This window comes from Parasphingorhabdus sp. (genome assembly GCF_039977335.1).
In the GTDB taxonomy this organism is placed as follows: domain Bacteria; phylum Pseudomonadota; class Alphaproteobacteria; order Sphingomonadales; family Sphingomonadaceae; genus Parasphingorhabdus.
On sequence record NZ_JBDWDI010000004.1, the window covers coordinates 600,453 to 616,378 of the forward strand.

Here is a 15,926-nt window from a genome sequence, read left to right on the forward strand (position 1 = left end):
AGGGATATCTTAAATGGAATGGATGGCTTGGACGCTACCAACTGCCATATTCTTTCTGTCTATCGGCGCTATGCTGATTGGTATGGGATTATTGCACATAAAACATCCCAGTACGCCCAGAGTCGGCATACTCGGAATAGAAACAATGCGCGGAGATCGCCTATTCATCTCTCTGCTCGGCTCTGCCTTCATCAATCTCGCGTGGATTGGCTTGCTGGACGCGCCACAATATGGTGCGCTAATCATTTGCGTCCTATTCGCAATATTTGTATTTCGCTGGGTATAAAATCAAAAGATCGGATCAATGAAATGAGAAATTTTCGAACAGCAGCAATAGTTTGCATGAGCCTGGCCGCGCTATCCTGTTCAGATTCGAGCGACACGAAGAACGACGCCCGGAATGACATCGACATATCCGATCCGGCAGGCGCGGCGAGCAAATTTTTGGATGAAGAAATTGGCGAATTATCAAGCCTCAGCCGGGAAGAACAGGAAGCCGAATTGGCTTGGTTCACGGACGCTGCGAAGCCTTTCAGGGGAATGGAAATTTCGGTGGTGTCGGAAACGATTGCCACCCACGAATATGAATCCAAGGTACTAGCGCCAGCCTTTACAGCCATTACCGGAATCAGGGTCACGCATGATCTTATTGGCGAAGGCGATGTGGTTGAGAAACTGCAAACGCAGATGCAGTCGAACGAGAATATCTATGATGCCTATGTCAACGATTCAGATCTGATTGGAACGCATTGGCGCTATCAACAGGTTCGTAATCTTACCGACTGGATGGCCGGTGAAGGTAGCGATGTTACCAATCCGAACCTCGATCTTCCTGATTTCATAGGAACCGATTTCACAACCGGCCCGGACAAAAAACTATATCAGTTGCCCGACCAGCAATTCGCAAATCTTTATTGGTTCCGATATGATTGGTTCACCGATCCGAAAATCAAAGCCGAATTCAAAGCACAATATGGATATGACTTGGGCGTGCCCGTCAACTGGTCGGCCTATGAAGATATTGCTGCATTCTTCACCGGCCGAGAGATTGATGGCAAAAAAGTCTATGGCAACATGGATTATGGCAAGAAAGACCCGTCATTGGGATGGCGCTTCACCGATGCCTGGATGTCAATGGCCGGCATGGGATCCGTGGGCGAACCCAATGGACTGCCGGTTGATGAATGGGGCATAAGAGTAAACGACAAGTCACAACCGGTCGGGTCCTGCGTCGCCCGGGGCGGAGCCACCAATTCACCCGCTGCAGTCTATGCGGTTGCCAAATATTCCAAATGGCTTTCCGATTACGCACCGCCATCGGCAGCCGGTATGACATTTTCAGAGGCAGGCCCGGTTCCGTCACAAGGTGCCATTGCACAGCAAATGTTCTGGTACACAACATTCACGGCCAACATGGTCGGCGAAGAGGCGTCTGCTGTCCTCTATGATGATGGAACGCCGAGATGGCGCATGGCCCCCAGCCCCCACGGTGCTTATTGGGAAGACGGCATGAAAGTGGGATATCAGGATGCTGGAGCCTGGACGCTCATGAAGTCTACACCGACGAAACGGGCCAAAGCGGCGTGGCTTTATGCGCAGTTCGTGACCTCGAAAACAGTCGATGTCAAAAAGGCACATGTCGGCCTGACATTCATTCGGGAGTCGACCATTCAACATAATAGCTTTACCGAACGCGCGCCAAAACTGGGCGGACTGGTGGAATTTTATCGCTCACCGGCCCGCACGCAGTGGTCACCGACCGGAACCAATGTTCCCGACTATCCCCGCTTGGCGCAACTCTGGTGGCAAAATATCGGCGATGCTTCCTCAGGCACCAAAACACCGCAAGCAGCGCTCAACGCCCTATGCGAACAGCAAGAACGTGTTCTCAGCCGGTTAGAGCGATCGGGGCTGCAAGGTGATCTCGGACCAAAGCTCGGCGAAGAACGAGGATATGCCTATTGGTTGAACCAACCCGGCTCGCCCAAAGCGAAATTGGCAAATGAGAAGCCCAAACCGGTGACCATCGAATATGATAAATTAATTGCGACCTGGCAGTAGCATAATTTATCTTATGTCTGATGACATCGGAGAATAGCTGGACCGAACGGAGCATCGTCTGTTGATTTGTCCATCCGGGTGATGAATTTAAATCAATTGCCCAACAGGCAAACGCAAATTGCAGAAACCGTATGCCGCCGAGTATATTTGCAATTTGTAGCGTCCATTTTTGTGTCTTTACCCCAGGCTAGCCTTATGTCCGCTACATCCCGAAAGCGGACGTTAGGAAATAGCCGGAAGCCCAAATTCGAACGGTATCACGTTGAAACATCGGAACCTGATGATCGCTTGCCAGTTGTTTGTGTATTTGTTACACAAAATCATGCGAAATGAATGATTCAGAAATAGATTAACCCACCGGATCAACTCACTGGCGCAATTAATGGCGCTAGAGTTTCGGTAATCTACAGACGCTTCGACGCTCGTCGATTATTTCTGGTGTTCAGCATGTTTTTCAAAAATCAATCTCGTTCACTTACGCCAGAAATGCGCGTAAGCTTCTTCTACTTTATTCAAGCTATGAGCGTTGGCGTAGTGAATGCTTTCGCTGGAATATGGTTAAACTCGATAGGCATAACTGCCAGTCAAACCGGTATTATTTTCGCTGCACCGGTGGCGCTAATTCTCATTGTTGGATCATATATTGGTCGCTTAGCTGACAGAGCAACTGACTGGCGAACAGTGATTTTAGGCGGAGCCATCATTTCAGCGTTACTGCCAGTCCTTCTTGTTGCTGCTCAAAGCTTCTGGAGTGTACTCATCGTTTGGACGTTGGCGATCACATCGCAAATGGCAATATTGCCGGTTACCGATGCCGCGGCTCTTCGTATGAGCCGCCGACGGGGCAATGATTTTGGTCTGTATTATGCGTGGAAAACTGTCGGCTATCTTTTAGTGGTCGTCCTGTCGGGCTTGTTGTTGTCCGAATACGGCGTTCAGGCATTTTTACCGCTTTTTATAGGTTTTTCGATTTTGCGGGGCACTGCTGCTCTCGGGCTCCCAAAATTTAGAGTGTCCATTACAGAAATTGCATCTCAAAAAACAGGGCAGCCTAGTTTCAACTTTCAACAAGCTTGGTTTGTGTTACCTTTGCTTGCTTGGTCATTGGTGCATTGCACGCATTTTTTGTTGAGCGGGTTTGTCGGACTATTTTGGTATCAGCAAGGCTTGTCTGAATTTTCGATAGGTGTTCTGGTGGGCGTGAGCGCTTTGTCTGAAACACTAATGTTTCTTGGGTTCAAACAATTTGCACGCCGTTTTTCTGCGCGTCTGCTGATCTTCGTATCTTGTTTGGTTGCGGTGTTTCGATGGACGCTTCTTTCACTGGAACCTGGATTTGAGGTACTTGTTGTTGCCCAAATCTTGCATGCTTTCACCTATGCACTCGGCTTTCTGGCGTGCACAAATTTTATCGCTGATTGGACAGATGAAGAGATTGCGGCAGAAGCTCAGAGTTTCTTCGTTGTATTACAATCGGTGATAGCGATTTGTGCGTTAACAAGTTTTGGGTGGTTATCGCAAATGTTCGGAGCTCAAGCCTTTTTGGGGACCGCCGGCCTCGCACTTTTGGGGTCCTTACTGGTTTTGATGTCCATTGTATTGAGTAATTCCCGCGATTGACCTCACCTACGATTTCTAATGTCCGCTTTTGCGCCCTTAGCGGACATTAGCGATGTATCTAACTATCGCGCCTTTAATGCTTTGAATTTCAATTTGTTACAAAGCTTGGCCCTTTCATTATAAGGTTGTACAATGAGTTCTTTATGAATAACGAGCCTCCTTCCCAAATGGAGAAATCGAATGACGAAATCATTTTTTGCAATATTGTCTGTTAGCGCATTGGCTTTGACTGCCTGCGCTGACAACGGAAGTGACCAAGCTGATGGTGCCGAAGCGGCGTCGATCACCGAAACTGCTGCATCCGAAACCTCATGTACTCAAGAGAACATGCAAGAAAAAGCGACAGAACTCGCTACCAAAATGCAAGGACTGGCTGGCGATCCAGACAAAATGCAGGAACTTTCTGCGGAAATGATGGAAATACAAAAAAAGGTTCAGGATAGTGCTTCAGACGGCAGCTATTCTCTTCAAGATGCGTGCGACGCATATGACGCGCTGCTCAAGCTGTAGGCTTCAAACCAGATTTGTATGAGGGGAATGTTTTGCAACAGCCGGCAGCTGTTCGTTTATCATTCTCCTCATCCATTCCTTCCACCTAACGAAACACGATGGCTTCGCGATCCAAACACAGAGAATTACTCTGCTGACTCGTCCCAAAGTTGATTAGGGCCAAATCAAGTCGCTTAAGCTCAACGTACGCTTTTGCGCCAATAGCGGACGCCAAGAATCACATTGAAATCGAGATCAAATCAGTCGTTCAACCCGAACACCATTGCCCCCATCGCCGCTGTCGCCTAAATCCCTCTACATGAGTATGATCAAGTCTAACCTTTTCGCGTTTCCCTTCCTTACGATTGCCGCGCTGGCCGTTACCGTTCCGGTGGCGGGGTGCAAGCGTATTCCGGATGAGGATGCGAACCGGCTGGAGACTGCACGGGCCTACCCGCCCGCCTCTCGGCCTGTGTCTGATCTTGCCGGTAACCAGTGGTCGACCGAGACTGCGCGTGACAAACGCGGTGAGGCTGAGGAGATTATGAAGGCGGCGGGTCTTTCGCCAGGCATGACGGTCGCTGATATTGGTGCTGGTGAAGGCTATTATACGGTACGGCTGGCCGATAGGGTTGGCGAAGATGGACGGGTGCTGGCGCAGGATATTGATGAGGACGTGATCAAACGGCTCGCCGACCGTGTGTCCCGTGACAAGCTGGACAATGTCTCGATCAAACTCGGTGCGCCCGATGATCCGCGCCTGCCCGAGGATAGTTTTGACCGCATTTTCCTGGTCCACATGTACCATGAAGTCCGAGAGCCTTATGCGTTTCTCTCACGCCTGCGCCCTTCCATCCGGCGGGATCAGGATGGGGACAGCTATGATGGCGGTGAAGTTATCGTAGTCGATGTTGACCGGCCATTTGTACAGCATGGCATTCCGCCGAAACAGCTCTTTTGTGAGTTTGAGGCAGTGGGCTATCAATTAATCGGTTATATGGAGCGCCCTGAGCTGGGCGGCTATTTCGCGCGCTTCCGCCCCGTTGGCAAATCACCGCTCCCGGGCAAGATAAAACCGTGTGAATTCAAAGGCTAAACTGCCTTTTTTTTTGCAGGTGCATCATTCCGCGCCTGACCTATCATGCAAAAATCACTTAAGGCGCAGTCGAGCGATTCGGTGTTGGCGGCGTGTATTTATGGGCCTTGCGCAAGATACGTTTCCAGTGGCGACGATCCCTGTCGTCCATAGACCGATCCGAAGCGCGCTTCCCCAGCACCGCAACCAGTTCATCACCATATTTCGTGTGCAATCGCCTCACTTCGAGTAAATCTTTTACGCGCCGATCTCGTGTTTCAAAAAGCGTTAACATTCCTAACCCCAGGACTGTGACGCGACCCCATTGAAATTTTGGTACACGAAATCAGGTAGTTCAGCAAACCTATTGAGACAATTTTTACGCAGTTTTACTTAACCCTCATCACCCATTTTCAGCGCTGCGATAAATGCCTCTTGCGGGATGCTGACATTGCCATATTCGCGCATCTTGGCTTTACCCTTTTTCTGCTTGTCGAGCAGTTTCTTCTTACGACTGATATCGCCGCCATAGCATTTGGCAGTAACATCCTTGCGCATCGCCGCGATCGTCTCGCGCGCAATGACCTTACCGCCGATCGCGGCTTGTACCGGGATTTTGAACAGATGGCGCGGAATCAAATCTTTGAGCCGCTCGCACATATGCCGTCCGCGCGCTTCTGCGGCATCACGGTGAACAATCATGCTCAGCGCATCAACCGGATCGCCGTTGACGAGAATGTTCATTTTGACAAGATCACCCGTCTGCAGTCCGACTTGATGATAGTCGAAACTCGCATAGCCGCGAGAAATGCTTTTCAACCTGTCGTAGAAATCGAACACCACTTCGTTGAGCGGTAACTCATAAACCACCTGGGCGCGGTCCCCGACATAGGTCAGGTTCTTTTGAACCCCGCGCCGGTCCTGACAGAGCTTCAGGATACCGCCGAGATATTCATCGGGGCAATAGATGGTGGCCTCAATCCACGGCTCGTCGATATTGGATATCTTCACGACGTCCGGCATGTCAGCGGGATTGTGCAGAAACTGCTCGGTCCCGTCATTCATCACCATGCGATAAACCACCGATGGAGCCGTTGTAATCAGGTCGAGATCATATTCGCGGGTCAGGCGTTCCTGAATGATCTCTAAGTGCAATAGTCCCAAGAAACCGCACCGGAACCCCTGCCCCAATGCTGCACTGGTCTCCATTTCAAAGGTAAAACTGGCGTCATTGAGCCGCAATTTACTGATGCTTTCGCGCAGCTTTTCAAAATCCGCCGCATCAACCGGGAACAGGCCGCAGAAGACCACTGATTGCACTTCTTTGAAGCCCGCCAATGCTTCTTCTGCGCCGCCTTTAACCGTCGTAATCGTATCACCAACGGCGGTCTGCGATACTTCCTTGATCTGGGCTGTGATAAATCCAATTTCACCAGCGGCCAATTCCGGCAGCTGCTCAATCTTGGGCCGCATACAACCGACACGGTCCACCAGATGCTCCGTCCCTTGCGCCATGAACTTGATGCGCAATCCTTTGGTCAGCACGCCGTCAATGACCCGGACAAGAATCACAACGCCAAGATAGGGATCATACCAGCTATCGACCAGCATCGCCTTAAGCGGCGCATCGCGGTCGCCGCCCGGGGCCGGTATCTTTTCGACAACCTGCTCCAAAATATCTTCGATTCCAATGCCAGACTTAGCAGAAGCAAGTACCGCTTCAGAGGCATCGAGACCGATAATTTCTTCAATCTCGTTGCGGACCCGCTCCGGCTCCGCGGCAGGTAGATCGACTTTGTTTAGAACCGGAACAATTTCGTGATCATGTTCGATCGATTGATACACGTTGGCGAGCGTCTGCGCTTCCACGCCCTGCGCCGCGTCAACCACCAGCAGTGCGCCTTCGCAAGCGGCAAGACTGCGAGACACTTCATAAGCGAAATCAACATGGCCCGGCGTGTCCATCAGGTTGAGCTCATAAGCCTCGCCATTTTGGGCGGTATAGCTGAGCCGTACCGTCTGCGCCTTGATCGTAATCCCGCGCTCACGCTCGATATCCATATTATCAAGCACCTGATCGCTCATTTCGCGCTCGGTCAGGCCGCCCGTATATTGGATCAGGCGATCCGCGAGCGTGGATTTGCCGTGGTCAATATGAGCGATAATCGAGAAATTACGGATATGGGAGCGTTCAGTCATGTCCGCGCCGATAGCAGGGGTTTTCGCTGCTGTCAGCAGGGAAACGCGTAAAATGCGCGCCGCCTGTCAAACTGTGTCAGGCGACGCGCTTCTATTCAGCTCAAAGCAGTGAGATCAACTCAAATCTAGCTGCCGCCGCCCAAGGGAATGCGGAAACCAACATTGAATATTGATTGTTCGCTCTTTACGCCCAAAGTCGCGGGCAACAGATTGACATCATAGTCGCCGCGATCGGTTGCACGGTAGGTATATTGACCGAAAAGCTCGAAGGACGGGCTCAATCGATAACTCACACCGGCCATGCCCTGATAGGCAAACCGTGTCTTCTTATCATCGACCACGTCGATTCCGGATGGTGCAAATTCGACATCCTGCCGGGTCAAGCCGACACCTGCGCCAATATAAGGCACAAGACTTTCGCTGATCTGGAAATCATAAAAAGCATTGGCGAACAAACCGTAATTTTTAATCTGACCGTCATCGGTGCTCAATACCGCGCCAACTGTCGGATTGGTCGGATCAGCAGCACCGCGTGTCAAAACGGCAGAATCAACGGTGTCGATCACCGTTCCACCGACCGCCAAATCACGGTGCAGATCCACACCGGCTTCGTTGTAAAAGCCTTGTAATTCCACCCGGAAGCCGTTGTCAAAACGGTAACCGGCGTGCAGATTCAGGTCGAGGCCATTGTTGAGCTCTGTCGTCCAATCGAGATCGGTTCCCGATGCAATAGCGTCAAAGTCAGCTGTTGCCGCCACATCACCTTCAAACTCTCCGCGATTTTTAGAATCACTCGGCAAATTGAGCCCGGCCGATGCGCCTACATAAGGCTCTCCTGCATGGGCGGCGCCACTAAACGCCAGAGACGTTCCTGCGGCAAGGACTGCAAATAGTTTTAAAGAACTACGCATATTCAACTCCAAACCCCTGTTCGGTGTTGCCCCGCTGCAAAGAGAGTTGGGGATATGCTTGCCGTTTTCAATATAAGCGAGGCTCGGTTCGTCGCAAAAAACCGCTGCTTTTCTGCTGTTTTTTGATGAGAAACCAGAAATAGTGGCTTACTTGCATCAGTTAAACCACTCGTCGCAAATCAAATGGATGCGTCATTATGACAGCGAGCCATCATAAGACGCCAGCTAGTAGATACCGCCTTCATCCTGCAAGAAATCAGCGTCATTTTGCGCAGGTCTATTCCCTCTGCCTTCGGCATTTCGATTACGCGCAGCCAGTTTCGCAGCTCTAATCTGGGCCTTTTTCGCTTCCAGACGTGCTAGCAGTTCTTCCTTGCGAATGGACCGTCTCGGCTCCGTTTCGGGTTTGAACACATCCCAAATCACCGCTGATTTCGGATCATCGGAAGGCCAACCGCCAAAGACGCGCTTGCCGCTCTTGCGATCCACCCTCACCATGCGAATACCGCGCGGTGCTACAAAGGGTGTTTTCGGCATTCCTGCCATCGCTTTTTGGGCAAACTGTTTGAATATCGGCGCGGCCAACGTGCCGCCTTGAGCATAGCCGCCCATATTCGCCGGCTGGTCAAAGCCCATATAGACACCGGCCACCATGTCTGGAGAGCCGCCTACGAACCATACGTTGGTCGGTCCGCTCGCGGTACCCGTCTTGCCAAATAATGGCCGGTCGAGGCTTTTCAGATTTTGTGCCGTTCCGCGGGTTATGACGCCTTCCAGGATGTTGACCATCTGATAGGCGGTCATCGGATTCATGAGCTGCTTACCAGCAGGCCGCGGCCGCGGCATCGGTTCTCCGTCCCAGTCGGCCTGGTTGCAATCTTCGCAATTCCGTTTGTCGGCCCGGAAGATGACCTTGCCCTGACGGTCCTGAACAAAATCGATAACCGTCGGCTCCAGCTCACGGCCATGATTGACCAGCATGGAATAAGCGTTGGTCAGCTTTGCCACGGTGGTATCACCGGCACCCAGCGCGAAGGCCAGATAAGGCTTATAGTCGCCAATGCCCATTGTCTTAATGGTTTGGACAACATTTTCCATGCCGGCATCATTGGCAGCACGAACGGTCATAAGATTACGAGATTGCTCAACGCCCCAGCGCAAGGTCTGTGCCCCTGCCCCGCGTGCACCGCCAAAATTGCGGAAACATTTGCGGCCCAAAGCGGCCGACTGATAAACACAGAAAGGACTGTCGACGATAATGGTCGCAGGCGTCATGCCTTGATCCAGCGCTGTCGCATAAACGAAAGGTTTGATCGTCGAACCTGGTTGCCGCTCAGCCTGGGTTGCACGGTTGAAAGAGCTCATCCGGTCATCAAATCCGCCCTGCATGGCCCAAACCCGACCATTGCGCGGATTTTGCACGACCATACCGCCAGAAACTTTTGGTACGTTGCGCAGCACATAGCTGCTGCCACCGGCTGGACTGACAGCGATAATATCACCCGCAGCTAGCTTGCTCGGCGCATTGCCCAAACGACCAGTGGTTCCATCTTTAAAGCCTATTTCGGCACGATTACCCTGACGGCTCAAAGCAACCGCAATCCGCCAATCGGCATAATCCGTATTGATGAAAGTCGACGCCAAACGCTGCGCCCATTTATCATCCATCTCGATCTTGTTGATCGGCCCGCTCCACGCCTTGCCGCGACTATAACGCAGCAAACCGGTACGCAGTGCATCTTTGGTATATTCTTGCAATTGGGGGTTTAGCGATGTTCGGACCCATAGGCCGCCGGAATAGACACTGTAAGGGCCGGCTTCTTCATTCTCACCAAATTGCTCGATCAGCTGGCGCCTGACTTCTTCGATAAAATAACCACCAACCCGTTGATACCGGGCACCACGAGATCTAATAGCTCCAAGCGGTTCGGCGACCGCCCGATCATGCTGTGCCTGTGTAATCCAGTCATTGGCGAGCATCCGGCCCAAAACCCAATCCCGCCGGTTAATCGCCCGCTGCTCGTTATTTTCGGGCCGATAGTTGGATGGCCCTTTCGGTAAAATCGCGAGATAGGCCATTTGATGCAGTGCTAGCTCATCAACATCCTTGCCGAAATAAGCCTGTGCCGCAGCTTGCACGCCATAGGCATTGCGGCCCAAGAAAATCTGGTTGAGGTAAAGTTCGAGAATTTCCTGCTTCGTCAGCACTTCCTCGATGCGATAGGCAAGCAAAGCCTCACGTACTTTCCGGCGATAGGAAACCTCGTTGGTCAGCAACAGGTTTTTGGCAACCTGCTGCGTGATTGTGGACGCACCAATGGGCCTGCCGCTGCTCGAAATATTGCTGACAATTGCCGTGGCGATACCGGGATAATCCAGACCGCCATGTTCAAAAAATGTCCGGTCTTCGGCGGCCAGATAAGCGCGCACCAATAGTGCCGGATATTCAGCATATTCCAGCTGCACCCGGCGTTCCCGCGCATAGCTGTGCACCGGCTCGCCATCATAGGCCCGCACCATGGTGGGTAATGGTGGTTCATATTGCTGCAGTGTTTTGGCATCAGGCAAATCGCGCGCAAAAAGAGCCCAAATCAATAACCAGCCGAGCAGACATAGGGCGATAAACGCCAAAAACAGGCGGAATAGCCGCTTTTGCCACAGCTTTTCCATCCAGCTTAAAAAACCGCCAGTATTACGTTCCAGCTTGTAAGCAAGACTTTCCGATGCCCCAGCGCCATCATTATCGGGTGTATTTTCAACCATATCTCGCGCTATCTAGCACTATCGGAGGCATTTTCCAGAAAATATCGATGAAAAATAGCATCGACCCAGGACGGGGCGATGGCGATAGTGAAACAAAGTCTAACCCGGTCCGGAATAAGCAGTCACTTTACAGGGTCGAGATCACCGCTGCGCCAGTTTTCGCGCAAAATGGGCTTCAATGGCGTTGGCAATACCAATTGCAACTTTCGACTGTCCATTGCGCGAGCTCAGCAACGCAACATCATCCTTGTTGGTCAGATAGCCTGTTTCAAACAAAACCGAGGGCGTATCCGGCGCTTTCAGAACAACCAGCGAGGCGAAGCGATGAGGATTGCTACGAAATTTGATCATGCGCTGCCCTTCGCGAATCAGCAATTTGGCAAAATCGGCAGAGACATTCATGGTTTCGCGCTGCGTCAGATCAATCAGGATAGAAGAAACATCCTGATTGGCACCGCCTAGATTTACGCCGTTGATAATATTTGCCCGGTTTTCTCGCGCAGCCAGCTTCGCCGCTTCGCGGTCCGAAGCGACCTCCGAAAGCGTATATACAGTCGCGCCATTGGCTGATTGATTGCCAGCGGCATCGGCGTGAATGGATATGAACAAATCAGCATCAAGACGCCGTGCGATGCCATATCTTTCTTCCAGAACCAGATATTTATCCGTATCGCGCGTCAAAGCGACGCGTACGCGTCCACTGGCAACAAGCTGGTCGCGAACCGCTTTGGCGATGGCAAGCACAACAGTTTTCTCATATTTTCCGCTATGCGGTGATACCGCCCCAGGGTCGTGACCGCCATGTCCGGCATCAATCACTACCAACGGCCTGCTCTTGTCGTCCGGGCCGGAAACTTTCGGCAGAGTAACCTTGTCTTGTGGCTTACCGAGCGGAACTTTCACACTGTAGGATTTCTTTGGCGGTTCTGCGCGAAACTGAACCGGTGGAAGAAAGGACTTTCGGCCTTTTTTCAAGGCATCACTACCAACCGACTGCAAGCTTAGTTTCAGACTTTTTCCATCAGCTGAAAACCCGCCAGCGGTAATGACTGCCGGGCGATCCAGATCAAAAACAATCCGCGCCGTATTGGGTGAATATTGCCCCTGACGCACCGATTTAATCATGCCTGCCGCGCGGCCACCGCGCCCTGCCTTGCCGCCTTTAATGTCGACCGCAATCCGATCTGGACCCAGCAATGAAAATGTCGAAGCGCTCTCCACAAGGCCGTCAAAAGAAACCGTGATTTGGCCGTCATTGGCATCGATACGGCTAACCGAACCGGCATTTGCAGGATTTACGGTCAAAAGGGAGGAAGCTAAAATTGCTGCGAATGGCATGGCCGCCTTATGCAATGCGCCAACCATATCGGTCCAGTCAAAATTCATATCTGCATTATCGCCCTTGGTTTCTCGCCGCAAAACGCGGTGAAAAATCCATTAAGGATATAATCGTAATCCCCGGTAAAATGAGATGGTTAATGAGAAATTTACCCTGTTCGAGATAGGCTTAGCATTAATTGATTGCACATGGACAAGAGCAGTCCAATCCGGTGATAGTTTGTGTTGCCGATTTGCAATTGCGGTGCTAGCACCCCATTTGTGACGTTAGAAATTATCCAAAAACGACACTAGCTAAGCTGGATTTTGGTCCAGCACATACAGGTTGAAGCGACATGAGGCATGACATCTCCGGCTCCGGAACTCTTCCACAGGGAAGCGTTTCTATGGACGGAAAGACCCTGGCTAACGGCCCGGGCCATGCATTTGTCGCAGACACATTTTTTTCAGAGACATTTGAATTTAACCGGATGACGCCGCCCGCTCCCCCTATTTTGGCAGCGCGCAAGAAGACGTCGTCCCTTTTATATTGCATGGTCCCACCGAGAACAGTTCCGATTGATCTTGGATTAGCGGGCCATGCCAGGAGTATATTTAATGACAACGCGCATGTTAATCGACGCGCGCCACCAGGAAGAAACCCGGGTGGCGGTCGTAAAAGGGAACAAAATTGAGGAATTCGATTTTGAATCTTCGGAACACAAACAGCTAAAAGGCAATATTTATCTAGCAAAAGTAACGCGAGTAGAACCCTCGCTACAGGCGGCTTTTGTTGACTATGGTGGAAACCGTCACGGATTTCTGGCCTTTAGCGAAATTCATCCCGACTATTACCAGATACCAAAAGAAGACCGTGAACGTTTGCTAGCCGAAGAGGCTGAGCATGCTGCAGAAGAAGCAGCCCTGCGTGCACAGGAAGAAGAGGAAGAAGATGCGCCTGCCGATATGGTGCGCAGCGATGCGACCGAAGAGTTGGACACGGCTCTGGTCGAGGTCGAGAAAGACGAAAGCGTCGACACGATTGACGTGACCGAGGGCGAAGTTCCTGCGGAAGACAATAGCGACGACGCCGGTGATGACGATGACGCCAGTGATGATGATGGCGACGACGAAGACGAAACGGCTGATGATGCCGATGCGTCTGCCGACGGCGACAAAGAAACCCAAGCCAAGGGCCGCAATAATCGCGGACGCGGCAAAGGCCGTAACCGTGGACGCGGTGGTCGTGGCGGCAAAAATGTTGCCAAAGCCAGCGATCAGGCCCGCCAGAAGCGCATGGCTCTGCGCAAACGCTACAAGATTCAAGATGTTATCCAGCGCCGTCAGGTCGTATTGGTACAGGTCGTCAAAGAAGAGCGCGGCAACAAAGGCGCTGCTCTCACCACCTATCTGAGCCTTGCCGGTCGCTATTGCGTGTTGATGCCTAACACCTCTCATGGCGGTGGTATCAGCCGGAAAATCAACAATGCTGGCGATCGCAAACGGTTGAAATCCATCATTGCCGACCTGAAATTGCCCAACACTATGGGCTGTATCGTGCGCACAGCAGGACTGTCACGCACCAAGCCGGAAATCAAACGCGACTTTGATTATCTCGCCCGATTGTGGGACGAAGTGCGCGAGAACACATTAGGCGCTGTGGCTCCGAAACTGATCCATAGCGATAGCGACCTGATTAAACGCGCCATTCGCGACATTTACAATCGCGAGATCGAGGAAGTGTTGGTCGAAGGCGCTGAAGGATATGCCGCGGCGAAAAGCTTCATGAAGCTGCTCATGCCTAGCCATAGCAGGCGCGTGAAGAGCTATGCCGATCCGGTATCTTTGTTCCAGCGCTATGGCGTTGAGGATCAGCTATCCGCAATGTATCAGCCGGAAGTTCAGCTGAAATCCGGCGGCTATCTGGTCATCAATCCGACCGAGGCCTTGGTGTCGATCGACATTAACTCCGGTCGTTCGACCCGCGAGCATGGCATTGAAGCGACGGCGGTCAAGACCAACCTCGAAGCGGCGGCCGAAATTGCGCGTCAACTGCGTCTGCGCGATATGGCCGGACTGGTGGTTATCGATTTCATCGACATGGACCGTCACGGCAATATCCGCAAAGTCGAACGAGCGATGCGCGATGCCCTGAAAAATGATCGCGCGCGCATTCAGGTCGGCCGAATCTCCAGCTTTGGCTTGCTCGAAATGAGCCGCCAGCGTCTGCGCACCGGTGTCCTTGAAGCATCGACCAAAGTCTGCCCGCATTGCGAAGGCACCGGCTTGGTTCGGACCGCCTCATCTTCTGCGCTTTCCGCATTGCGACTGTTGGAAGAAGAAGCAGCGAAGGGCAAAGCTAGCCAGATTACGCTGACTGCCAGCCAGGAAGCGACCATCTATGTGCTGAACAGCAAACGGCATGAAATTGACGACATTGAAAAACGCTATGGCGTTTCTATCGAGATCACGCCGGATGGTGAAACGGAAGGCGCCCGCATGGAGGTTAAAGGCTCCGGCGGCCCGCCTAAAAATGTTCCGAAATTCGAGCCCATTATCGACGATGATGACGATGATATTGTCGATACGGACGGCCAAGAGGAAGAAGCAGACGAGCGTCCTCGCAAGCGCCGACGGCGGCGTGGTCGGCGCGGGCGCGGTGGCGATCGCGGTGCTGAAGCCAATAGCGGCGAAGCCGGCAGCGACAGTTCTGAAAATCAGCCAACTGCCGATGCGAAAGCAGAAACAGCAGAGGAAGGCAGCGATGGAGGCGACAAGCCGAAAGCGCGCCGGTCTCGTGGCGGGCGCAAACGCAAGCCCGCTGGTGATGTGGAAGCAACTGCAGAAGGTGCAGAAGCACCGGCCGCAGAAGCCAAGTCTGATGAAGCGGCAGAACCGGCTGAAAAGCCAAAAAGAGCAAGCCGTTCACGCAAGAAAGCCGACGCACCAGCCGCTGCATCAGATGATGCAAAAATTGCGGATGATAGCGTAGCGAAAGACGCTGAGGAAAAACCGAAACGTCGCCGCGCACCGCGCAAAACGAAAGCGGCTGCGGATGCGCCTGATGCTGCGGCAGAAACGGCGGCAGAAACGGCGGATGATGCAAAGGCTGCAAAACCAGCTGCCAAAAAAGCACCGCGGTCGAGAGCCAAAAAAGCGGATGCAGATAGCGCAGATGCGGCGGCGAAGCCGGCAGCGAAATCTGCTGCCAAACCAGCGGCCAAGAAAACAGCTGCAAAAAAGCCTGCTGCGAAAAAGGCAGATGACGGAGCGGCAAAAGAAACCGGATCTGAAAATACTGCATCTGATAAAGCTGACGCGCCTCGCGGTGGCTGGTGGCAACGGACGTTCGGCTGACCAATACAGACCGGTTTCTGCGCATGTTTGCGCAGAAACCGGTTGTAATTTCATCGAAGGTTAAGCCTTATCGTGCCAATAGGAAGGTAAATTCGCTAGAGCTTCATCCAGAGGAAATTCATGTCATTGCCGAG

The 15,926-nt window shown here is 52.2% G+C and carries 11 protein-coding genes; 6 read left to right on the forward strand and 5 right to left on the reverse strand.

Annotated features, from left to right (window positions below; all coding sequences use genetic code 11):
* The first annotated feature begins 13 nt into the window (after positions 1-13).
* The 5 genes from ABJM21_RS10110 to ABJM21_RS10130 all read left to right on the forward strand — a co-directional run bounded on the left by ABJM21_RS10110 (position 14) and on the right by ABJM21_RS10130 (position 5,266).
* Entirely contained in the window at positions 14-286 is a 273-nt protein-coding gene (locus tag ABJM21_RS10110; RefSeq protein ID WP_348301267.1) for a DUF2160 domain-containing protein, read from the forward strand.
* 56 nt (positions 287-342) lie between these two features.
* Positions 343-2,061: an ABC transporter substrate-binding protein gene (locus ABJM21_RS10115; protein ID WP_348301266.1), complete on the forward strand. Its 1,719-nt coding sequence runs from the start codon at positions 343-345 to the stop codon at positions 2,059-2,061.
* A gap of 447 nt (positions 2,062-2,508) precedes the next feature.
* Positions 2,509-3,681: an MFS transporter gene (locus ABJM21_RS10120; RefSeq protein ID WP_348301265.1), complete on the forward strand. Its 1,173-nt coding sequence runs from the start codon at positions 2,509-2,511 to the stop codon at positions 3,679-3,681.
* A 180-nt stretch (positions 3,682-3,861) separates the two neighbouring features.
* Positions 3,862-4,191 carry a hypothetical protein gene (locus ABJM21_RS10125; protein ID WP_348301264.1) on the forward strand — a complete coding sequence of 110 codons (330 nt, stop codon included), beginning with the start codon at positions 3,862-3,864 and terminating at the stop codon, positions 4,189-4,191.
* A 298-nt stretch (positions 4,192-4,489) separates the two neighbouring features.
* The gene (locus ABJM21_RS10130) at positions 4,490-5,266 is read left to right on the forward strand and encodes a class I SAM-dependent methyltransferase (protein WP_348301263.1); all 777 of its coding nucleotides are present in this window, start codon (positions 4,490-4,492) and stop codon (positions 5,264-5,266) included.
* A 58-nt stretch (positions 5,267-5,324) separates the two neighbouring features.
* Here the strand turns inward: ABJM21_RS10130 and ABJM21_RS10135 are convergent, their stop codons facing one another.
* From ABJM21_RS10135 to ABJM21_RS10155, 5 genes are all read right to left on the reverse strand, one after another.
* Positions 5,325-5,540 (reverse strand): hypothetical protein, encoded by a 216-nt coding sequence (locus ABJM21_RS10135; RefSeq protein ID WP_348301262.1) that lies wholly within the window; start codon positions 5,538-5,540, stop codon positions 5,325-5,327.
* Positions 5,541-5,638: 98 nt separating this feature from the next.
* Positions 5,639-7,444 (reverse strand): translation elongation factor 4, encoded by a 1,806-nt coding sequence (lepA, locus tag ABJM21_RS10140; protein ID WP_348301261.1) that lies wholly within the window; start codon positions 7,442-7,444, stop codon positions 5,639-5,641.
* Between the two features lie 125 nt (positions 7,445-7,569).
* Complete coding sequence (locus tag ABJM21_RS10145; RefSeq protein ID WP_348301260.1) at positions 7,570-8,355, reverse strand: outer membrane beta-barrel protein; 786 nt, start codon at positions 8,353-8,355, stop codon at positions 7,570-7,572.
* Between the two features lie 225 nt (positions 8,356-8,580).
* Positions 8,581-11,025 (reverse strand): PBP1A family penicillin-binding protein, encoded by a 2,445-nt coding sequence (locus ABJM21_RS10150; protein ID WP_348301684.1) that lies wholly within the window; start codon positions 11,023-11,025, stop codon positions 8,581-8,583.
* Positions 11,026-11,259: 234 nt separating this feature from the next.
* Positions 11,260-12,504 carry an N-acetylmuramoyl-L-alanine amidase gene (locus ABJM21_RS10155; RefSeq protein WP_348301259.1) on the reverse strand — a complete coding sequence of 415 codons (1,245 nt, stop codon included), beginning with the start codon at positions 12,502-12,504 and terminating at the stop codon, positions 11,260-11,262.
* A gap of 549 nt (positions 12,505-13,053) precedes the next feature.
* Here ABJM21_RS10155 and ABJM21_RS10160 point away from each other — a divergent pair.
* Positions 13,054-15,792 (forward strand): ribonuclease E/G, encoded by a 2,739-nt coding sequence (locus tag ABJM21_RS10160; protein ID WP_348301258.1) that lies wholly within the window; start codon positions 13,054-13,056, stop codon positions 15,790-15,792.
* Positions 15,793-15,926 lie beyond the last annotated feature (134 nt).